Genomic DNA, 20,184 nt, shown 5'->3' with positions numbered 1-20,184 from the left:
CCCGCCTTGCGGGAGAGGGGAGAAAACCGGCAGGGGAGCGATTGGCCACCCTCACTCCAACCTGAACCTCGCCTCCTTCACCTCCGCCGAATCGAATCCCACCCGTACATTGAATTCCCCCGGCTCCGCCACGTAGTTCAGTTTGGCGTTGTAGAACTTCAGCTTGTCTTCGTCGATCGGGAATTCCACCACGCGCGTTTCCCCCGGGGCCAGCATCACCTTGCGGAAATCCTTCAGCTCCATCAGCGGGCGAATCGTCGAGGCCACGACATCCTGCAGATACAACTGCACCACGGTTTCACCAGCGCGGTTGCCGGTGTTCTTCACCGTGACGCTGGCCGTCAGCTTGTCGCCACGCGCCAGCTTCGGAGCCGATAGCCGCACGTCCGACATGCTGAACGTGGTGTAGCTGAGTCCGTAGCCGAACGGGTAGAGCGGGCCGTAGTCTTCCTCGAAATATTGCGAGGTGTAGTTCGGTGCCTTGCCCGGCGTGAACGGGCGGCCGATGCGCGGTGCGTTGTAGTACGTCGGGATCTGCCCGAGCGAGCGCGGGAAGGTCAGCGGCAGCTTGCCGGACGGATTCTCGTCGCCGAACAGCACGTCCGCGATGGCGTGGCCGCCTTCGGTGCCCGCGTACCAGGTCTCCAGGATCGCGTCGGCGTTTTCCTTTTCCCAGTTGATCGTCAGCGGGCGGCCGTTCATCAGCACCACCACCATGGGCTTGCCCGTGCTCTTCAACGCCTTGAGCAGCGTCAGCTGGCTGCCCGGCAGGCCCAGGCTGGAGCGGCTCGATGCCTCGTGAGACATGCCGCGCGTCTCGCCCACGGCCACGACGATGGTGTCGGCACCGCGCGCCACGCGCACGGCTTCCTCGATCATGTCGCCGCTGGACCGCTTGTCCTGCACCACCTCGGGGTTATCCCAGTTCAGGAAGTTCAGGTAGCCCACCACGCGTGCGTCGTCGGTGATATTGGCCCCACGCGCATGCACCACGTTGCCCTTGCCGGCCAGCGCGTCGCGCATACCTTGCAACAAGGTGATCGACTGTTTGGGCTTGCCTCCGGCGGACCAGCTACCCATCATGTCGATGGGCGCATCGGCCAGCGGTCCGATGACGGCCACTGTGCCCGACTTTTTCAGCGGCAGCGTCTGGTTGCGGTTTTCCAGCAGCACCAGCGACTTGCGCGCAATCTCGCGGGCCTCGGTGCGATGCAGGCGGCTTTCCGCATCGATGTCGGCCGGGTCGTCCACGGCCTTGCCGATCCGGCGGAACGGGTCGGCGAACAGGCCCATGTCGTACTTGGCGCCCAGCACTTCGCGCACGGCGTCATCAAGCACGCTCACCGGCACCTCGCCCGATTTCACCAGCGAGGGCAGTTGTTCGAGATAGCGCGAATCGGCCATGCTCATGTCCACGCCAGCCTCGATGGCGAGCTTCGCGGCTTCGCGGCCATCGCGGGCCACGCCGTGGCGCAGCAACTCGTCGATGGCGCCATGGTCGCTGACGGTCACGCCCTTGAAGCCCCATTCCTTGCGGAGCAGATCGCGCAGCAGCCATTTGTTGGACGTGGCGGGCTGCCCGTTGACCGAGTTCAGCGCGATCATCACGCCGCCCGCGCCTGCGTCGAGGCCGGCACGATACGGCGGCAGATAGTCCTGGTACATGCGCTGCATGCTCATGTCAACGGTGTTGTAGTCGCGGCCGCCTTCCACGGCGCCATACAGCGCGAAATGCTTGACGAACGCCATCACGCTATCGGCATTCGCTGGCGACGAACCCTGGAAGCCCTTCACGCTGGCCCGCGCGCATTGCGAGACCAGGAAGGGGTCTTCGCCAAAGCCCTCGGAGGTACGGCCCCAGCGCGGGTCGCGCGAGATATCCACCATCGGGGCGAAGGTCGCGTCCACGCTGTCGGCGGAGGCTTCCACGGCGGACACACGCGCGGCTTTCTCGACCACGCCCATGTCCCAGCTCGATGCCAGGCCCAGGCTGATCGGGAAGACCGTGCGATGGCCGTGCACCACGTCATAGGCAAAGAACATCGGGATCTTCAGGCGGCTGCGCATGGCAGCTTCCTGCAGCGGACGGTTCTCGGCGCGGTTCACGGAATTGAACGTGCCGCCCACGCGGCCAGCAGCTAGCTCCTGCATCAACTGCTTGGCGGGCATCTCCGGCCCGATGCTGATCAGGCGAAGCTGGCCGATCTTCTCGTCGAGCGTCATGCGTCGCACGAGGTCGTCGACGAACGCCTGCTTGTCGGCCATCGGCGCGCGGACAGCGGCGGGGGTAGCGGCAACGGATGAAGCGGCAGGTGCAGCGCCGGCAAACATGGGCGCGCAGGCAAGGCTGGCGGCCAGCGCCAGCGAGGAAAGCATTCGCATTATTCGTAGTCTCTGATGGGCAGACTGCCGGAGATTGGCCCCGCCATGGTGCAGCAGGTCCGCGCTCGCGGCTGTCGCCGCGCGTCTGACAGGCACGTCGGGCGAAATCGGTTATTTTTCTGAACTGCGCCGCAAGTTTACAGCCTTACAGTGCCTGCACAGTGCTTAGAATGGCTGATTCGTGGCTTTTTGCCGATGTGAACCTGGAGATTGATTGGTGCTATCCGTTTTTGTTGCCCGCCGCGCCGCGTCGTTTCGTAACCGGATGCAAATTGCCTTGTGGGGCATTGCGTTTGCTGGCTGCGTGAGCGCTGCCGCACCCGTCCACGCGTTTTCGCTCGACGATGTCACGGCGCGTGCCAGGAAGCTGGCGGACCAGCCGTACGCTGCTCCTGTGAGCAACCTGCCGCCCGTATTCGCGAAGATGCAGTTTGCTGACTACATCAAGATCCAGCCGAAGATGGATCAGGTGGAGTGGAAGGGCGATGCCACGCCATTCAAGCTTGGCTTCTACCATCAGGGGATGCATTTCAGCACGCCCGTGCGGATCAGCGAAGTGGTGGGCAACCGCGTGCAGGAAATCCGCTACGAGCCGGGCCGCTTCGATTTCGGTGACCTGAAGCTGGACAAGGAAGCCACCAACAAGCTCGGCTATGCAGGCTTCCGCGTGATGTACCCGGTCAATCGGTCCGACAAGCTCGACGAAGTCATGAGCGTGCTGGGTGCGAGCTATTTCCGGGTGATTGGCAAGGGTCAGGTCTACGGCCTGTCGGCGCGCGGGCTGGCGATCAACACCGGACTGTCCGAGCCTGAGGAATTCCCGGCGTTCCGCGAGTTCTGGATCGAACGTCCGAAGCCGCAGGACAAGCAACTCGTTTTCTATGCGCTGCTGGATTCGCCCAGTGCTACCGGCGCCTACCGTTTCGAGTTGAATCCCAACGACAATGCCGTGCTCAAGGTGCAGGCGCGCGTGTTCATGCGCGGTCCCGTGAAGAAGCTGGGTATCGCGCCGCTGACGAGCATGTTCCTGTTCGGCCCCAACCAGATGCGCGACGCCAACAATTTCCGTCCGGCGCTGCACGACTCCAATGGCTTGTCGATCCACACCGGTGACAACGAATGGATCTGGCGTCCGCTGAACAATCCCAAGTACGTGGCGCTGAGCATGTTCCAGGTGAACAACCCGCGCGGATTTGGCCTGATGCAACGTGGCCGCGAGTTCTCTGCGTACGAGGATCTCAAGGACCGCTACGACCTGCGCCCGAGCGCGTGGATCGAGCCGCAGGGCGACTGGGGCCGCGGCAAGGTGGAACTGGTGGAGATTCCCACGCCGGACGAGACCAATGACAACATCGTGTCGTTCTGGACGCCTGACCAGTTGCCGCCCAAGGGCACGCCGATCAAGGCCGACTACACGATCCGCTGGACCATGGACGAGCGCGGCACGGTGACGAAGGACCTCGCATGGGTCAAGCAGACGCTGCGCACCGCCGGTGAAATCACGCAGGCCAACCTGATCCGCCATCTCGACGGCAGCCTCGGCTTCGTGGTGGATTTCGAAGGCGGTGCGCTGCCCAGCCTGTCGCCCAACGCAGTACAGGCATCGTTCAGCGTGGGCGATAACGCCGAGGTCATCGAGAACGTGCTGCAACCGAACCCGGTGACCAAGGGTTATCGCGTGACGTTGCGTATCAAGGTCAAGGATCCGAACAAGGTGGTGGAATTGCGCGAGGCACTGGTGTCGAACGGCAAGCCGCTCTCGGAGACCTGGAGCTACCAGATCCCGCCCGGCACGGCGCATTCCACGCCGGCGCAGGCGGTCAAGTAGTCAGGTCATCAACCCGGGGCGGAAGCCTCGGGATACAGGCCATGCACGCGGCCGAACAGCCGCGTGAGGCCCATCAGGGCGTCGATGCTCGGGCAGGGCATGCCGAGCGTGCGCCCTATTTCATGCACGGCGCCGACGATGGCGTCGAGTTCGATGGCGCGGCCTGCGTCAACATCCTGCAGCATCGAGGTGCGGAAGGCCCCGATCTTCGCGGTGACCGCGTGGCGATCCTCGGGAGACTGGTCGATGCGGCATCCGATCCGCGCGCCGATGGCTGCAGCCTCTTCCATGGCCGATGTGCAGAAGGCGCGCGTCAGCGGGTCCGCCAGGATCTGATCGACGGTGGCGCCGGTGAAGGCCGAGATCGGGTTCATCGTGAGGTTGCCCCAGAGCTTGAACCAGATGTCCTGGCGCACATTCTCCGAAATCTCCGCGTCGATTCCCGCCTGCGCGAACAGCGCGCCGAGTTGGCGGACACGCGCTGTCGTATCGCTCCCGCCGAACGGTTCGCCGATGATCAGGCGGTTCCCCATCTTGTGATCGACAAGCCCGGGCTCGGGCACCGCGCAGCTCACATGCACCACGCAGCCGATCACCTGTTCGAAGGAGATGGCCGCCGCAATCTGGCCGCCTGGATCGACCGAGGTCAGCGGCCGGCTGCCGAAGCCATCGAGTCCATGGCAAAACCACCACGGCACACCGTTCATCGCGGGCACCACCAGCGTGTGGGGACCGATCAGCGGACGGATTTGCGCAGCCACCTGCTGCAGCGCGGGTCCCTTGACGGCAATGACGACCACGTCATGGACACCGAGGCGTGACGCATCGTCATCGGCATGCACCGGTGCCTGCACCAGCGTGCCGCGTTCGAGCATGCGCCAGCCATGCGTGCGCAGGGCGGTGAGTGTGTCGCGGCGCGCCAGGGCGCTGACCTGCGCGGCGCCGGAGGCGGCGAGTTTCGTGCCGACCCAGCCGCCAATGGCGCCAGCGCCGACAATGCAAACCTTCATCGAGGACTCCTGTTCAGGCGGGCCTGTGCGCGCAGCGGCGTGAGCAGGTGCGATAGCCCGTTGTGGTCGAGTTCGTGCATCAAGGCCAGCAGGCGGCCAATCTCGCCGGGCGGAAATCCCTCGCGTGCAAACCAGTTCAGGTAGTTGCCGGGCAGGTCGGCAATCAGCGTGCCCTGATGCTTGCCATACGGCATCTCACGGGTCACAAGCAGGAGCAGGGCGTCGCCGTCGGGCAGCATGGCGGGATTTTTCGAGGCAAGGAGCGGGCATTGTAGCGCCGGCCTGACCCGCCGTGGCCTTGCCCGCTCATGTGCTGCCGCACGCGACGCAGTCGGTCGGCGCTTCCTAGTTACACGCCGTGCCCGGCACCGGCTTGCCGGAATTGGTGACGCCCTGGCACGCATCGCCCACCACGAGCGGCGCATCGCCCGATTGCGGCGGCGGCAGCTTGAGCCGGCCGGCTACCGTGCAGCAACTGCGCGGCGCGGGCTGCGGTGCAAGATGGCTCGCGGTCGACATCGCAGGTGGCGCCGCTGCCGCGCCGTTTCGAGATGAGGATGCGGACGGTGCGGGTGGGGAAGACGTGGCCGACGAGGTTGACGAGGGCGACGATCGCGATGCCGCGTCGGCGCTGGCCGGGTCGGCATCGGGCGCCATGCACATGCCCATATGGCAGATCCGCTCGCCCTTGCATTGCATGTCGAACTGGCATCCCTGGGCGGATGCGGGCAGCACCCAGGCCATGCCGATGGCTGCTATCAGCACTGCGCTACGCCGAAACATATCGTCTCCCCAATCGTTGTCCGGGCGGCATTCCGGCTCGCCGTCTCTCGTGAAGACAGTGCGGAGACGCCGCATGACTTCAGCATAGGGCGAGGCCCTTTTGCGCGATTTTGGCTCTGTGGTCTTTCCCACATGAGCGCCCGGCAGGGCGCATGGCGCCGTGGATGACGTGAAGGCGACCTCGGCAGGAATCGCGGTTTTGCTTCACAATAGCGCCTTTACGCCGCACCCGAGACACGCTGGAGCCCCCGAGGCCGGACGCAAGATCCGCCCATCAGCGCGCGGCGCAATGCCAAAACCCAAGTCTCGCGCCCCCGTACATGTCAGCTCCCTCCGGAAATTTCGACAATCTCCCCGAACTCGCCTTGTCTCACGCCGACACGCCACGTGACCGCGCCGCGGACCGCCGCGCATTGCTGGCGCTTGGCGTAGGCAGCTTCGCCATCGGCACCGGTGAATTCGTCATCATGGGCCTGCTGCCCGATGCGGCGAAAGACCTGGCGATCACCATCCCCGAAGCCGGCCACCTGATCAGTGCCTATGCGCTGGGCGTGGTCATCGGCGCGCCGCTGCTGGCCGTGCTTGGCGCACGCTGGCCGCGCCGCAATCTGCTGATCGCATTGATGGCGTTCTTCGCCATCGGCAACTTTGCCAGTGCCATGGCGCCGGATTATGTCTCGATGGCTGCCGTGCGCCTGCTGACCGGCTTTCCGCACGGCACCTATTTCGGCGTGGCCGCACTGGTGGCGGCCAGCCTGGTGGCGCGCGAGCGTCGCGCACAGGCGGTGGGCCTCGTCATGCTCGGCTTGACCACGGCCACGCTGGTGGGCGTGCCCATCGCGGCGGGCATCGGCACATGGCTGGGCTGGCGTGCTGCGTTCGTGATTGTCGGCGCCATCGGCGCGTTGACCGTGCTGCTGGTGTGGCGCTGGGTGCCGTTCGTCCCGGCGGACCGGAATGCCAGCCCGCTGCGCGAACTCTCCGCGCTGGCGCGCAAGCAGGTGTGGCTCACGCTCGGTATTGGTGCGATTGGATTTGGCGGCATGTTCGCCGTGTTCAGCTACGTCAAGCCGACGATGCTGGAAGTGGCGCATATGCCCGCCAGCGGCATCCCCATCGTGCTGGCGCTGTTCGGTGTCGGCATGGTGGCGGGCAATCTCGTCGGCGCCAAGCTGGCGGACCGTGCGCTGATGCCTACGGTAGGCGGCGTGCTGGTGTGGTCTGCGCTGGTACTGGGCGCGTTCGTGTTCACGGCGCCGTATCCGTGGCTGGCGTCGCTCAATGTGATGCTGGTGGGCACGGCCGTTGCGCTCGGCCCGCCGCTGCAGATCCGCCTGATGGATGTGGCGGGCGATGCGCAGACGCTGGCGGCAGCGCTGAACCATTCGGCCTTCAACCTGGCCAATGCCCTCGGCGCGTGGCTCGGCGGCATTACCATCGCGGCCGGCATGGGCTATACGTCCACGGGCTGGGTGGGTGTGTTGCTGGCGCTGGGTGGTCTGGCTGTCTTCGCGTGGTCGCTGATGAGCACGCGCCGCTGCGATCTTACGGTGCCGGCTTGATCGCCTTCTCTTCTGCATGTGTCGCCACCGCATCGGGAGCGCCATGCTCCCGCGCGGCGGCATCGATCACACGATGCACGAATTCGAGCTTGGCCACCACGGCTGGCGAGAGCGTGAACGGATAGCTGTCCGGCGCCCCCAGGCTCCGGTTCAGGCTGTTCAGCACATAGGTCAGCGGAAACCACCGATTCATCAGGCTGCGGAAGCTGGCATCCTCCACCGGTGTCTGGTCGGTCAGCGTGGGTTCCTGCGGACTGTCGGGCTGCAGTACCAGCCCGCATGACACGGCGGTGTCGAGCGTATCCACCATATGGAGGTAGTGCGCCCAGGTCTCGGCCCAGTCCTCCCATGGATGCATCGTGGCGTAGGCGCTGATATATGACGCCTGCCAGTCGGCAGGCGGTCCTTCCTCGTAATGCCGTTTCAAGGCCGCCGAGTAATCGGCCTGTTCGTCGCCGAACAGCTTGCGGAACGGTTCCAGCCGCCGCGTGCCGGCAATCAATCGATTGAAATAGAAATGCCCGACCTCGTGCCGGAAGTGGCCGAGCAGGGTGCGATAGGCTTCGCCCATCTGGTTGCGCGTCTGCTCGCGATGCGCGTCATCGGCCTCGGCAATGTTGATCGTGATGCGGCCGTTGTCGTGGCCGGTCAGGACGGCCTCGTGCGGTTCGGTGGCGGCCAGGAAATCGAACTGCAGGCCAGACGTGGGATCGTCGTCGCGCGACACCACGGGTAATTGCAGCGACAGCAGCGTATAGAGCAGCCGCCGCTTGGCGGTTTCCAGCCGATACCAGAACAGGCGGTTGTCCGGAACGTCGAGGTTGGGAATGGTATGCGTGAGCTGGCAGGCTTCGCACAGCGGACTTTCGTCCTCGGCGGGCACCATCCAGTTGCAGACCGCTTCCACCTGATAGTTGTGGCAACGGCGGAAGCGGGCCCCCTTGGCGTCGGGATGAAGGCTGATCCATCCGGTCTCGTCACTGCCTTCGAACGCCGCGATCTGCGACAGCGCCGGAATGAAACCCAGCATGGCCTGGCAGCGTTCGCAGACCACATTCTCGAAGAACACCAGGTTGCCGCAGCGATTGCAGTGGAAGGTCTTCATGGCACCGGCTCCGACGGGGGTTCCCGAATGCGGAGATGGTGCCTGCTTTGGCCAGAGGTATGCAACCGGGCGCCGTCCTACACGGCGCCCGTTACCGCCTTGTCAGAAGAACGAATCGTCGGACTGGCTGTTGTCGTCGACATAGTCGTCGAGTCCGTTGTCCAGGTTGCCGTTATCGGCCAGCAGGTCGTTGTTCCCGTTGCTGCCGTTGTTCCCCGTGCCATCGTCCCCATAGAAGTTGTTGACGACGGTTTCGTTTGGCGAGGATTGGCCGCCGCCCAGGAAGCCGCCACCGCCACTGCCATGGTGGAAGAGGTTCTCGATGCCCTGGAACAGCATCGCGCCACCGGCCACGCCCGCCGCCGTGGTGGCGATGGAACCCAGCGTGCCACCCATCCCGCCACTCAGGAAGCCGCCACGCGCGGGTGCGGCGGCCGGGGCGGGCTGCGCCTGGTATTGCGGCGGTTGTTGCTGATACTGCGGTTGCTGCTGATACTGCGGCGATTGCTGATATTGCGGTGCGCCTTGCTGCGGATATCCGGTGGATGCGCGGCCTGCGCTGGCGCCCCATGCCGAGTCGTTATCGACAAAGCCTCGCGAAGTCCCGGCCTGGGACGCCTGAAGCTGGCCCTGCAGCGTCTGTATCTGCGCCTGCGCATTCTGCAGCGCGCGGTCCAGCAGCATGGCACGCTGCACCAGCAGGTAGGCGGTGTCGGGCTGGCGCGCGGCGGCGTCGGCAATCAGCGCGGCGGCCTGCGGGTCCTTGGCTTCGGCACGCGCTTGGGTCAGTTGGCTCAGGAAGGATTCCAGTGCTTGCGCGTCTTGGGGGGTCATGGCGTCACCTTTTCGGTTCGGTTGCGGTACGGCTTCAATCTAGGGCCGGAAACTTAAACGAAGCTTAAGACGCCGCGCAAGTCTGCAGTTCATCGCGCTACACTTTGTTTTTCCGATTCGCCTACCCATCTGCCGCCATGACCGGACTGCGCTCGCTCTATCCTGCCATCGAACCTTACGAGACCGGCACGCTCGACGTGGGCGACGGCCATGTCCTGCATTACGAACGCGTAGGCACGCGCGGCGCCAAGCCGGCCGTGTTCCTGCATGGTGGGCCGGGCGGCGGCATTTCGCCCGATCATCGGCGCCTGTTCGATCCGGCGCGCTACGACGTGCTGCTGTTCGACCAGCGCGGCTGCGGGCAATCCACGCCGCATGCGTCGCTGGAAGCCAATACCACGTGGCATCTGGTGGCCGATATCGAGAAGCTCCGCGAGACAATCGGCGTGGAAAGCTGGCTGGTGTTCGGCGGCTCGTGGGGTTCCACGCTGGCGCTGGCCTATGCGGAAACGCATCCGCAGCGCGTGAGCGAACTGGTACTGCGCGGCGTCTACACGGTGTCGCAGGCGGAACTGGATTGGTATTACCAGTTCGGCGTGTCGGAGATGTTTCCGGAGAAGTGGGCGCGCTTCCAGGCGCCCGTACCCGAGGCCGAGCGCGGCAACATGATGGCGGCGTACCGGAAACTGCTGACCGGCGACGATATCGACAAGCAGGTGGAGGCCGCCCGCGCCTGGAGTGTGTGGGAAGGGGAGACCATCACGCTGCTGCCGAATCCCGACAACAGCGCCAAACACGACGAGGGTCATTTTGCGCTGGCCTTTGCGCGCATCGAGAACCACTATTTCACGCATCGCGGCTGGCTGGAGGACGGACAACTGCTGCGCGATGCGCACAAGCTGGCGGGCATCCCCGGCGTGATCGTGCATGGCCGCTATGACATGCCATGTCCGGTGCGCTACGCCTACGCGCTGCACAAGGCGTGGCCCGATGCCGATTTCCATCTGATCGAGGGTGCGGGCCATGCGTGGACCGAGCCCGGCATCATGGATCAATTGCTTGCTGCCACCGACCGTTTCGCCAGGCAGGCGAAGGATTAGTCTATTGGCCGTTTGCGCCGTGGCAACCGAACGATCGTGCGCCTATACTGAATTTTTGCTGCGCTGCACCAATGTCTGCATTGTTCGAGACTTTGTTGTTGCGCCGACCGAATGCAGTATTTGGAGAGCACCATGGTTCCTTGCGAACTTTGCAAGAGCCTGCTGGGCCGTCCGGGTTATGTTCCGCCACACCCGAGACTGTTACGAACGGATGACGGCTTGCCGCATGGGCGGCACGCCGGGAGGCAGGTTTTTGTCTACAGATGCCAGCACTGCCAGCAAATGATCGCGCTATCCACGTGCGATGACGGTTCCGATATCTGGACGGGGCACGACGGCCCCGGCCGATAGCTGCGGTGGCGCCATCCGTGGCACTACATGCCCAGCGCCGCCATGTTTTCCACGCGCAGGGTTTGCGGCTCCGAGAGCGAGATGTTCGCGGCGCGCAGTCGTTTGAGGATTTCGAACAGCAGGTCGCTCTTGGTGCCCGCCGCAATCCGCGGGCTGCTCACGTAGCCCGTCACACTCAACGTAATGCCGTTCGGCGCCAACTGGCTGAACGTGACCGATGGCGCGGGGATATCGAGGATGGTCTCGTGCTGATGATAGACATCGAGCAACAGGTCGCGCACGGCCTCGGGGTCGGTGTTGAGCGGGAAGGTGAGTTGCAGCGTGGCCACGCCCTGCGTGCTGTTGCTCATCGTGACGTTGCGCACGTTCTGCGAAATCAGTTGCGAGTTCGGCACGATGACCGTGGAACGGTCGCCAAGCTGAATCTCCGTGGCGCGCACGTTGATGCGGCGGATATCGCCTTCCACGCCGGCCAGGCTCACCATGTCGCCCACCTTCACCGGGCGCTCGGTCAACAGGATCAGCCCCGACACGAAGTTCTTCACGATCTCCTGCAGGCCGAAGCCGATACCCACCGACAGCGCACTGACGATCCACGCCAGGTTTTCCCATTTCACGCCCAGCAGCGACAGCGTCAGCAGCACCAGCAGCACATAGCCCACGTTGCTGAACAGCGTGATCAGCGAAGCGCGTAACCCTGGCTCCTTGCAGAGCTTGGGCAGCATCTCGGCGTCGAGCCAGCGCCGCACCGAACGCAGCAACCAGACGCCGACGATCAGCGCGATGACCGCGTTGAGGATGCGGTCCGGCATGATGTTCATGCTGCGCAGCTTCTCGCCGCCGAGCACGGTCAGCAGCGTGTTGAGCAGGTCAGCGGGCGTGGTGCCGAACCCACCGGTCAGCAGCGCCAGCACCGCCACCAGCAGCAGTGCACTGGCGCCGATACCGGACAGCACCGTGGACACCTGCTCCAGGTGCGAATCGTCCACGCCGAACAGTTGCTTGATCACGCGGCCACTGCGGTGATTCGCCGAGAACAATGCCTCGCAAGTATCGCGCGTCAGTTGTGTGAGCAGGTACAGGCTGCACAGCACGATATCGAACCAGACCAGTTCATAGGTCAGGAAGCGCGCAAAGCTGATATAGCCGATCAGCAGCGCACCGAACCCCACGATCACGATCAGCGTGACCGCCGCGTGGATCAGCCCGGCCAGCGTGGCGCGTTCCTCGGGACGCTCGCCCGCTGCCACCAGTTCGCTGCGCACGCGATTGGCGCGCAGCAACGCCGCACCAATCGTCAGCACCACCACCAGCGACACCAGCCCACGACCAAGCAGCGTCACCTGCACGCTGGTATCGGCCATGCGATTGAACTGTTCGAGCGTGCCCGCGAGCAGCAGCAGACCAGCCAGTACGGTGGGGAAGGGCTTCATCGCCAACGCCACCGGATCGGCCAGCGCAGGCAATCGCCATGACGGATGCTGCGTGCACAGCAATGCACGGCCCAGTCCGGCGATCAGTGCGGAAGTCATCGTCAGCTTGGCGATCTCGGCCATCAGGTCCTGCAGGCTAGCCGGTAATTCTTCGCCGCCAGTGAACGCCGCATAGACGATGCGCACGGCGACGGCTGTCGTGACGACGGTGGTCAATGCCGTCGCAAGCGCTAGCGCGCTGCGCCGCAAGCGTGTTTCGGGCAACTGGTGCAGGCAGAACCACGCCAGGCCGCGCTCCAGCAATCGCCGCCCAAGCGACCATACGGCCAGCGCCACGGCCAGCAGGAGGATGGTCTTGCCACGCTGCCCAGGTTCCCAGGCTTCGCGCAGCATCGGCTTGATCTCGTCGGTGAAATTGCCAAGCCGCATGCGATCTTCTTCGCCCAGCTTGAACAGCGGCGTCCAGAACGCAGGATTCAGGATGCTGTCCGAACGCAGCGCAAGCTGATCCTTGAGCCGGCTGCGCTGCAGCTTGGCCAACTGGTCGCGCAGATGGGCGATGTTGTCCTTGCTGTCGGCGGCCTGCTTCAGTTCATCGTCGAGCTGCGCCTTGCGCGCATTGAGTTCGGCGCGCTGGCGCACCACGGCAGGTGCTTCGCGTGCAGTGGCGGTATCGGGCGGGGGCCCGAGCAGATCCACTTGCGCCTGTATCTGGGCGCGCTGTGGTGTGAGCGAGGCGTTGAGCTTGTCGACATCGTCGTCGAGTTGCCGCAGCGTTTCGTTGAGATCGCCAAGGCGCAGGTCGCCCGACGTGCCCGAGGCAAGTTGCTTGATGCGATCCTGCTCGGACTGCAGGCGCTTGAGTTCGGCGACGGCTTCGGCGTGCGTGAGAACGGGAATCTGCTGCGCTTCGGCCTCGGACGCGGATCGGGCTGCCGATTCGGCAGAGAACGCGACGGGCACTTGCATCAGCGCAGCGATGACGAGGCTCATGACGAGCCAGGAGATACGACGCATGAGGGGGGCGCGGTGGTTGACCGGCCGGGCATTATAAGCAGCGGGGTGAGGTGGTTTCGGCCTCAGGCTGCACAGGCTCACATGCTGTTACATAATCGGAGTCTTTGGCCCTTCTCTCGGTTTTCTCCCCTCTCCCGCAACGCGGGAGAGGGGCCGGGGGAGAGGGCAGGCGCATCAAATATCCAAAACAATCGTTTCATGAAGCAAGCCCCAACACGTTCGATGATTAACCGCCAGCCCTCTCCCCCAACCCCTCTCCCGCAAGCGGGAGAGGGGAGCAAACCGGCAGTGGGGAGTCGGCTCGCGGCATTGGTCGCCCTCATCGCGCTCGCTCAAACATCCCAAGCCGCCGATCTCACCGCCGGCCGTGACATCTTCACCACCCGCTGCGCCTCATGCCACCAGGTCGGTCCTTCCGCACGCGGTGCGTTTGGCCCGCAACTCAACGCGATCATCGGAAGAAAGGCGGGCGGCACCGATGACTACCGCTACTCCGATGCCATGAAGACATCGACAGTCGTCTGGACCGATGACACCCTGCGCGCTTTCCTGCAATCTCCCGCCAAGGTCGTGCCCGGCACCAAGATGCGTTTCTGGGGCATGAGCAATGCGCGGCAGTTGGACGACCTGCTGGCCTACCTCCGCACACTGCAATAACTACGCGATGTGCGATTCGAGGATGTCGATCATGCGCTGCGCCAGCGGCGACAGGTAGGCGCCTGCGCGTGACATCACGCCGACGCGGCGGCCGAGGTCCAGCGCATCGGCGCGCAGGGCAATCGGCCGCAGGCTTGCCCGTGTGCTGTTGCCCGTTGCCCCCGCGATGCACAGCATCTCGGTGCCGCGTACGAGGTCGAACAACGTCGTGCTGCCGAAATCGGTCTCCACGCGCAGGATGGGCGCGGGCAGTCCCAGTTCGGCAAACGCCGCTTCGAGTTGTTGCCGCACCAGCACATGCGCACTGGGCAGTAGCCAGTGCTGGCCGACCAGATCGGCCAGTCCCAGGTTCTGCCGACGGTGTAGCGGATGGTCTTCATCGGCCACCACGGCCAGCCGGTCCGTGAAAAGTTCCTTCGAAGCCAGCGCGGGATTGGGCTGGCGCGGCAGCGGCGCCACGGCCAGGTCCACTTCACCGGCCTGCACCAGATCCATCAGTTCGCGTGCCACGCGCATGGTCAGCCGCAGGCGCGCCACGGGCCGCTCGCGAATCAGTTGCTGGCAGGCGCCCAGCACCAACCCGGTGGGCATCGATGGCGAGTAACCGAGCCGCAGCAGGCCCTGTTCGCCGGTCTGGATGCCGCGCATCTCCTTGAGCGCGTCCTCGTATTCGAGCCGGATGCGACGCGCCCGCTCCAGAAACACCGTACCGGCTTGCGTCACGCGCATGCCGAGCGTGGTGCGTTCGAATAGCGGCACGCCCAATTGCGCTTCCACACGCTGGATTGCCTTGGTCAGTGCCGGTTGCGTCATGCCCAGCGCCTCCGCCGCCCGCCCAATGCCGCCGTGAGTGCTCACCGCGAGCACATATTCCATATCCCGAGTCTCCATCACATTCCTGTTGGTTATGCCTTCATTCCCGATGCGGCATTGTAGTGATGGCTGCCATCTTACAGACTTGGCGCACACGACAAAAAACCAGAGGCAAGGAGACTTCCGATGACATTCGCCTATTTCCTGCGGCGCGCGGCGCGTTATTGGGGCGACAACCCCGCCGTGCTGTACCGCGACCGCGTATTGACCTTCCGCCAGTTGGACGAGCGATCCACGCGCCTTGCCAACGCGCTGCTCGCGCTGGGTTTGCGGAAAGGGGACCGCGTGGCGATCCAGTCGCGCAATTGCCCCGAGGTGGTGGAGATCGAATGCGCGCTGTACAAGGCCGGGCTGGTCAAGGCGGCACTGAATCCGCGCTTCACGGCCAGCGAGGCCTCGGATGTGGTCGAGAACTGCGCGCCGCGCGTGCTGATCGCCGGACCGGGCTACACGGGGTACTCGGGTGCAACGCCGGGCTTCGGCAGCATCGAACACTATTTCGCGATTGCGGGAAGCACCGCCGGCTACGGCGCCTATGAAAGCCTGATCGAGCAGGGCGCGGACACACCCATCGACTACGCGCCGCAGCCCGACGACCTTGCCGTGCTGCATTTCTCGTCGGGTTCCACCGGCAAGATCAAGGCCGCGATGCAGACCTATGGCAATCGCCTGGCGTCGCTGCGCAAGCTGATCCTGACGATGGATCGTCCCGCGCGTCCCGGTGATCGTCTCGCACTGATCGGGCCGATCACGCATGCCTCCGGCATGTTGATGCAGCCCTATCTTTTCCTCGGTGCCACGCTGGTGCTGTTCGAGAAATTCGATCCGGCGCAATTCCTGGCCGACGTGTCGCGTCTCAAGCTCACGCACGTCTTCATGGTGCCGGCGATGATCAACATGCTGTTGGCCGAGCCCACGCTGGCCACGGCGGACTTGAGCAGCCTGCGCACGCTGGCTTACGGCGCGGCACCAATGGCGCCGGCGCGTATTCGCGAGGCGTGGCAGCGCATCGGTCCGATCCTCTCGCAGGGCTATGGCACGAGCGAATCCACATCGGGCGTGATGCGGCTTTCCACAACCGACCATGCCATCGCGATGGAAACGCATCCGGAACGCCTGGCATCGTGTGGCCGTGCGCTGGGCGAGACCGAAGTGCGCGTGGTCAACGAGCACGGCGAGGAAGTCAGCGGCGACGAGATCGGCGAACTGGTGATCCGCGGCGCCGATGTGTTCCAGGGCTACTGGGGCGCGCCGGACCTGACGCGCGAAGTGTTGATCGATGGCTGGCTGCACACGGGGGATCTGGCGCGCGTGGATGCAGAAGGCTACGTGTACCTCGTCGATCGCAAGAAGGACATGATCATCTCGGGAGGCTTCAACGTGTATCCGAACGAGGTGGAAGCCACGCTATACCAGCATCCGGACGTGATGGAGGCGTGCGTGATCAGCGTGCCCGACGAAACGTGGGGCGAGACCGTGAAGGCCGTGGTGGCGCTGTGGCCGGGCCGGCAGGCGAGTGCGGCGGACCTGATCGGCCATTGCCGCGCGCGCATTGCGGATTACAAGTCGCCGCGCAGTGTGGATTTTGTGGCCGAGTTGCCGAAGAACGCCAGCGGCAAGCTGGCGCGCAAGCTCGTGCGCGAGCAGTACTGGGCCGGTGAAAGCCGCCGTGTGAACTAAGGAGGCGCCACCATGTTCGACCATCTGAACAATCCGGTACTGATCGAAACCCGCGCCGCCGTGCAGCGCTACATCGACGAGGAACTGCGTCCGCTGGAACGCGAACTCGGCCTCGGCAGCGAAGATGCATGGCCGCGCGACGTGCTGCGCGGTGTGTGGCGACGCTCCAGCGAACTGGGGCTGTATGCATCGTGCCTGCCCGTGGAACTGGGCGGGCGCGGCCTCAATATCGCCGAACAATGCGCACTCAAGGCCGACCTCGCTGCAAGCGGCGCCGCGCTGGCGCCCCATGTGCTCGGCGATCTCGGCGGCCCGCCGCGCGTGGGCAATATGCTGAAGTACGCCACGCCCGATCAGGTGGCGCGTTACTTCGAACCCGTGATTCGCGGCCAGAAATCGACATGCTTCGCGCTGACCGAACCGCACTCGGGCTCCGACGCGCAAAGCATCCGCACGAGCGCCGTGGTGGATGGCGACGAACTCGTCATCAACGGCACGAAGCACTACATCAGCGGCGCACCGTTTGCAGACTTCGCCATCGTGATGTGCGTGACGGATGCCTCGACCACGCCGCCATCGATCACGGCGGTGCTGGTGGATCTCGACCTGCCCGGCGTGACGGTGAGCACCGAGTATGTGCCGATGTCGGGCCAGCATATCGACGCGGACATCCATTTCGAGAACGTGCGCGTGCCGCGCGCCAATATCTTCGGCGGCGAGGGCAGGGGGTTCAAGCTGGGCATGTCGCGCATCAACGTGAACCGGCTACTGCATTGCCCGTCGATGCTGGGGCTGGCGATGCGTGCGTACGAAGCATCGGTGGAATACGCGGGGCAACGTCGCCAGTTCGGTGGACCGATTGCGCGCTTTCAGGCCATTCAGCATATGCTGGCCGACATGGCGGCGGCGTTGTGGGCGTGCGAGAGCATGATCGCCCAGACCGCGATGCTGGCCGATGCGGGCGCGGACCTGCGCATGAAGGCGGCGGCGTGCAAGCTGTTCGTCTCCGAGCGCTGCTTCGAAGTGGCCGACAAGGCTGTGCAGATCCACGGCAACCTCGGCGTGACGCGCGGCCATCCCGTCGAGCAGACCTGGCGCAAGCTGCGGATGTTCCGCATCTTCACGGGCACCAGCGAGATCCAGCGCAACACCATCGCCAAGGCCATCCTCGACCCCGCTTCGGCCTGACCAAGACCCACGGCGACGCGGCACCAGACCGCGCGCCGGCCATAACAGGAGACCAGACATGAACCGACGTCAGTGGCTTGCCACGACGGGCGCTGCCGCACTGGGCGGCATCGTGACCCGCACCGGCTTTGCAGCCGCCCCCTCCGCCAACTATCCCTCGCGCCCGATCCGCGTGATCGTGCCGTTCATCGCAGGCACCGCGCCGGATTCGATGGCCCGCAGCCTGACCGCCGAACTCGGCCCGATGCTCGGCCAGCCGATGGTGGTCGAGAACATCGGCGGTGCAGGCGGCATCATCGGCGCTCGCGCACTCAAGCGCGCCGAACCCGATGGCTACACGCTCGGCGTGCTGGCCAACCAGCACGTGATCAACGTGCACCTGTATCGCGATCCGCCGTACGACGCGGCCAAGGATTTCACGGCCATCTCGTCGGTATCGGGCGGCCCCGTGGTGCTGGCTGTACCCGCTTCGTCGCCGTACAAGACCGCGCGTGAACTGATCGACGCGATGAAGCAGAAGCCCGGCGCGCTGAACTACGGCTCGGGCGGCAAGGGTGCGGTCTCGCACCTCGCCGTGGAAAGCCTGCTGCACCAGACGCATACCAACGCCGTGCACATCCCCTACAAGGGCGCCAGCGAAATCCTGACTGCAATGATCAGCGGCCAGACCCAGTTCGGCATGCCCGTGCTGGCGACGGCCGCGCCGTTTTTACGCAACGGACAGATCCGCGCATTGGCGGTGTCATCGGCGGCTCGCTCGGTCTACTTTCCGGATGTGCCGACGCTGGGCGAGGTACTGCCGCCAGGGTTCGTGCTCGATAACTGGAGTGGACTGTTTGCGCCAGCGGGTTTGCCTGCGGCGCTGACGAAGCGGCTGTTCGATGCGGTATCGACATTGCAGAGCAGCGGCAAGCTCGATGCGTCGACGAAAGCGAATGCAGGGGAACTACGGAAGAGTGAATCGCCGGCGCAGTTTGCCCAGATGGTGGCGGCTGAGAATGCGCGGTATGGGAAGTTGATTGCGGAGATTGGGATGCGGGGGGAGGTGGGGTAGAAAGAAAAAACCCCTAGGGAAAGGCTAGGGGGTTTTTCGAGTTCTTCAGTATCAGGTTTGACCCGGTGCAGGAGTCTGCGGAGCGGTAGCAACCGGGCATGCATTCGGTGCGTAGACTGGCTTCCAGCCAGTGGTCCCTCCCGGAGCCGTCGTCGCGCAGGTCCACGTGCCGTTGGTGTCACGGCTGATCGTGACCTTGGCGCCATTTACTGCGCTGTTCGCCACCTTCTTGGTAGCGTCATCGCGAGCCATGGTGACTTCCATCGAGGCTACGCCGGTACCCGTGGTGAACGAGAACGTGGGGTCACCATAGAGATTGGACGTGACAAAGCCGATGTCGCCCGTGGCAAGCGTCGTGGCACCCTGGTTGATGCGGTCTTCGATAGCCGTCTTGTAGGCCGAGACTTCGCCAACGGCACGTGCCATCTGCGACTTAGCCACGTAATCCTGATATTGCGGAATCGCAATAGCAGCCAGGATACCGATGATCGCGACCACGATCATCAGTTCGATCAGCGTGAAACCCTTCTGGACCCGTTGGTGGATTCCCATCCGTGCTTTTTTCATGGAATTGACCCCTGTAATTTGTAGAGAACAGCGTGTTGCTGTCGGGAATCAATAGAGCAACAGGTGTGCCAGGGTCCAAAATTGCCCGTATCGGCCCTTTATCGGCATCCAAGGACAGAAATGTGAGATTTCTTGTCAGGTGTAACCGGATGTATCTGTCGAAATTTGTCACCCCACCGCGGAGGGGTGAGGCGAATGATGCATAAATTGACGGTTTTTGTCAGTGGGAAGTGACCGGTAAATCGCCTTTAACTCTGATCTTAGCGAGGCTGAAAGACGATCACGGCCATGCCGGCGACGGCGATTGTGACACCTGTCATATCCCAGACGGAGGGGCGGACGCCGTCTACCAGCCAGAGCCAGGCGATGGCGACCGCTATATAGATACCGCCATAAGCGGCATAGACCCGGCCCGAGGCGTCGGGATGCAGGGTGAGCAGCCAGGCGAAGACGGCGAGGGAGATCGCGCCCGGGAGCAGCAGCCAGGGGCTGCCGTTCTGGCGTAGCCAGAGGTAGGGCAGGTAGCAGCCGAGGATTTCGGCGAGGGCCGTGAGGAAATAGAGGGATACGGTTTTCATGCGTGTTGATGATTGATGCGATTTCTTAGCTAACTCTTGGCGGTGCATTTTCTACTGGAAGGTGCAGGCGCCAAAACCGGCAGCGGTCATGGGGAGCAAGCAGTAGCGTGTGTCAACTTGACAGCCCATGCAACTCCTCTGCCATCCCTCCCACCACTCTTTTCACCTCCGCCTACTACACC

General features: G+C 64.2%; 17 protein-coding genes. 7 read left to right on the top strand and 10 right to left on the bottom strand.

Annotated features, from left to right (window positions below; all coding sequences use genetic code 11):
• Window positions 1–51 precede the first annotated feature (51 nt).
• Window positions 52–2,376, bottom strand: a complete 2,325-nt coding sequence (bglX, locus tag FFS21_RS09180; protein WP_212745224.1) for a beta-glucosidase BglX — start codon at window positions 2,374–2,376, stop codon at window positions 52–54.
• Window positions 2,377–2,647: 271 nt separating this feature from the next.
• Here bglX and FFS21_RS09175 point away from each other — a divergent pair, with 271 nt between their 5' ends.
• Window positions 2,648–4,210 (top strand): glucan biosynthesis protein G, encoded by a 1,563-nt coding sequence (locus FFS21_RS09175; protein WP_171020356.1) that lies wholly within the window; start codon window positions 2,648–2,650, stop codon window positions 4,208–4,210.
• A gap of 8 nt (window positions 4,211–4,218) precedes the next feature.
• Here FFS21_RS09175 and FFS21_RS09170 read toward each other — a convergent pair whose 3' ends face one another.
• The 3 genes from FFS21_RS09170 to FFS21_RS09160 form a co-directional block, all read right to left on the bottom strand.
• Window positions 4,219–5,220 carry a 2-dehydropantoate 2-reductase gene (locus FFS21_RS09170; protein WP_137924512.1) on the bottom strand — a complete coding sequence of 334 codons (1,002 nt, stop codon included), beginning with the start codon at window positions 5,218–5,220 and terminating at the stop codon, window positions 4,219–4,221.
• A complete protein-coding gene (locus tag FFS21_RS09165; RefSeq protein ID WP_137924511.1) occupies window positions 5,217–5,459 on the bottom strand; it encodes a DUF3820 family protein in 243 nt (80 codons plus the stop codon). Before FFS21_RS09165 ends, FFS21_RS09170 begins: the two co-directional genes overlap by 4 nt.
• Window positions 5,460–5,565: 106 nt before the next feature.
• Window positions 5,566–6,003: a hypothetical protein gene (locus tag FFS21_RS09160; protein WP_137924510.1), complete on the bottom strand. Its 438-nt coding sequence runs from the start codon at window positions 6,001–6,003 to the stop codon at window positions 5,566–5,568.
• Window positions 6,004–6,323: 320 nt separating this feature from the next.
• Between FFS21_RS09160 and FFS21_RS09155 the strand changes: the two genes are divergently transcribed.
• Window positions 6,324–7,565 carry an MFS transporter gene (locus FFS21_RS09155; RefSeq protein WP_171020355.1) on the top strand — a complete coding sequence of 414 codons (1,242 nt, stop codon included), beginning with the start codon at window positions 6,324–6,326 and terminating at the stop codon, window positions 7,563–7,565.
• On the opposite strand, the gene FFS21_RS09150 is transcribed toward FFS21_RS09155, so the two are convergent.
• Window positions 7,549–8,670 (bottom strand): zinc-binding metallopeptidase family protein, encoded by a 1,122-nt coding sequence (locus tag FFS21_RS09150; RefSeq protein WP_137924509.1) that lies wholly within the window; start codon window positions 8,668–8,670, stop codon window positions 7,549–7,551. The two genes, FFS21_RS09155 and FFS21_RS09150, sit on opposite strands and share 17 nt — an antisense overlap.
• A 102-nt stretch (window positions 8,671–8,772) precedes the next feature.
• Window positions 8,773–9,504 carry a DUF2076 domain-containing protein gene (locus FFS21_RS09145; protein ID WP_137924508.1) on the bottom strand — a complete coding sequence of 244 codons (732 nt, stop codon included), beginning with the start codon at window positions 9,502–9,504 and terminating at the stop codon, window positions 8,773–8,775.
• A 137-nt stretch (window positions 9,505–9,641) separates the two neighbouring features.
• Between FFS21_RS09145 and pip the strand changes: the two genes are divergently transcribed.
• Window positions 9,642–10,604: a prolyl aminopeptidase gene (pip, locus tag FFS21_RS09140; RefSeq protein WP_137924507.1), complete on the top strand. Its 963-nt coding sequence runs from the start codon at window positions 9,642–9,644 to the stop codon at window positions 10,602–10,604.
• 374 nt (window positions 10,605–10,978) lie between these two features.
• Here the strand turns inward: pip and FFS21_RS09130 are convergent, their stop codons facing one another.
• On the bottom strand, window positions 10,979–13,405 hold the full coding sequence (locus FFS21_RS09130; RefSeq protein ID WP_137924505.1) for a DUF3772 domain-containing protein: 2,427 nt from the start codon (window positions 13,403–13,405) through the stop codon (window positions 10,979–10,981).
• A gap of 309 nt (window positions 13,406–13,714) precedes the next feature.
• On the opposite strand from FFS21_RS09130, the gene FFS21_RS09125 reads away from it, so the two are divergent.
• Entirely contained in the window at window positions 13,715–14,062 is a 348-nt protein-coding gene (locus tag FFS21_RS09125) for a c-type cytochrome (protein ID WP_249359241.1), read from the top strand.
• On the opposite strand, the gene FFS21_RS09120 is transcribed toward FFS21_RS09125, so the two are convergent.
• Window positions 14,063–14,953: a LysR family transcriptional regulator gene (locus tag FFS21_RS09120; RefSeq protein WP_137924504.1), complete on the bottom strand. Its 891-nt coding sequence runs from the start codon at window positions 14,951–14,953 to the stop codon at window positions 14,063–14,065.
• A gap of 108 nt (window positions 14,954–15,061) precedes the next feature.
• On the opposite strand from FFS21_RS09120, the gene FFS21_RS09115 reads away from it, so the two are divergent.
• From FFS21_RS09115 to FFS21_RS09105, 3 genes are read left to right on the top strand one after another with little or no spacing between them, the layout of a single operon-like run.
• Window positions 15,062–16,615 carry an AMP-binding protein gene (locus FFS21_RS09115; RefSeq protein WP_137924503.1) on the top strand — a complete coding sequence of 518 codons (1,554 nt, stop codon included), beginning with the start codon at window positions 15,062–15,064 and terminating at the stop codon, window positions 16,613–16,615.
• Between the two features lie 12 nt (window positions 16,616–16,627).
• Complete coding sequence (locus FFS21_RS09110) at window positions 16,628–17,803, top strand: acyl-CoA dehydrogenase family protein (RefSeq protein ID WP_137924502.1); 1,176 nt, start codon at window positions 16,628–16,630, stop codon at window positions 17,801–17,803.
• Window positions 17,804–17,861: 58 nt separating this feature from the next.
• Complete coding sequence (locus FFS21_RS09105) at window positions 17,862–18,857, top strand: tripartite tricarboxylate transporter substrate-binding protein (protein WP_137924501.1); 996 nt, start codon at window positions 17,862–17,864, stop codon at window positions 18,855–18,857.
• 51 nt (window positions 18,858–18,908) lie between these two features.
• Here FFS21_RS09105 and FFS21_RS09100 read toward each other — a convergent pair whose 3' ends face one another.
• Window positions 18,909–19,424, bottom strand: coding sequence for a pilin (locus FFS21_RS09100; RefSeq protein WP_212745223.1), 516 nt, complete (start codon window positions 19,422–19,424; stop codon window positions 18,909–18,911).
• A gap of 260 nt (window positions 19,425–19,684) precedes the next feature.
• Window positions 19,685–20,002, bottom strand: coding sequence for a YnfA family protein (locus FFS21_RS09095; RefSeq protein WP_137924500.1), 318 nt, complete (start codon window positions 20,000–20,002; stop codon window positions 19,685–19,687).
• Between the last annotated feature and the right edge of the window lie 182 nt (window positions 20,003–20,184).

This window comes from Cupriavidus sp. 2SB (genome assembly GCF_005503625.1).
Lineage (GTDB): Bacteria > Pseudomonadota > Gammaproteobacteria > Burkholderiales > Burkholderiaceae > Cupriavidus.
The sequence above is the reverse complement of the archived record's forward strand: the minus strand, read 5'-3'. Positions and strand labels throughout refer to the sequence as shown.

Coding starts and splice junctions, on each gene's coding strand:
- bglX (WP_212745224.1), bottom strand. CDS start 2,376: ATGCTTTCCTCGCTGGCGCTGGCCGCCAGCCTTGCCTGCGCGCCCATG.
- FFS21_RS09175 (WP_171020356.1), top strand. CDS start 2,648: ATGCAAATTGCCTTGTGGGGCATTGCGTTTGCTGGCTGCGTGAGCGCT.
- FFS21_RS09170 (WP_137924512.1), bottom strand. CDS start 5,220: ATGAAGGTTTGCATTGTCGGCGCTGGCGCCATTGGCGGCTGGGTCGGC.
- FFS21_RS09165 (WP_137924511.1), bottom strand. CDS start 5,459: ATGCTGCCCGACGGCGACGCCCTGCTCCTGCTTGTGACCCGTGAGATG.
- FFS21_RS09160 (WP_137924510.1), bottom strand. CDS start 6,003: ATGTTTCGGCGTAGCGCAGTGCTGATAGCAGCCATCGGCATGGCCTGG.
- FFS21_RS09155 (WP_171020355.1), top strand. CDS start 6,324: ATGTCAGCTCCCTCCGGAAATTTCGACAATCTCCCCGAACTCGCCTTG.
- FFS21_RS09150 (WP_137924509.1), bottom strand. CDS start 8,670: ATGAAGACCTTCCACTGCAATCGCTGCGGCAACCTGGTGTTCTTCGAG.
- FFS21_RS09145 (WP_137924508.1), bottom strand. CDS start 9,504: ATGACCCCCCAAGACGCGCAAGCACTGGAATCCTTCCTGAGCCAACTG.
- pip (WP_137924507.1), top strand. CDS start 9,642: ATGACCGGACTGCGCTCGCTCTATCCTGCCATCGAACCTTACGAGACC.
- FFS21_RS09130 (WP_137924505.1), bottom strand. CDS start 13,405: ATGCGTCGTATCTCCTGGCTCGTCATGAGCCTCGTCATCGCTGCGCTG.
- FFS21_RS09120 (WP_137924504.1), bottom strand. CDS start 14,953: ATGGAGACTCGGGATATGGAATATGTGCTCGCGGTGAGCACTCACGGC.
- FFS21_RS09115 (WP_137924503.1), top strand. CDS start 15,062: ATGACATTCGCCTATTTCCTGCGGCGCGCGGCGCGTTATTGGGGCGAC.
- FFS21_RS09110 (WP_137924502.1), top strand. CDS start 16,628: ATGTTCGACCATCTGAACAATCCGGTACTGATCGAAACCCGCGCCGCC.
- FFS21_RS09105 (WP_137924501.1), top strand. CDS start 17,862: ATGAACCGACGTCAGTGGCTTGCCACGACGGGCGCTGCCGCACTGGGC.
- FFS21_RS09100 (WP_212745223.1), bottom strand. CDS start 19,424: ATGAAAAAAGCACGGATGGGAATCCACCAACGGGTCCAGAAGGGTTTC.
- FFS21_RS09095 (WP_137924500.1), bottom strand. CDS start 20,002: ATGAAAACCGTATCCCTCTATTTCCTCACGGCCCTCGCCGAAATCCTC.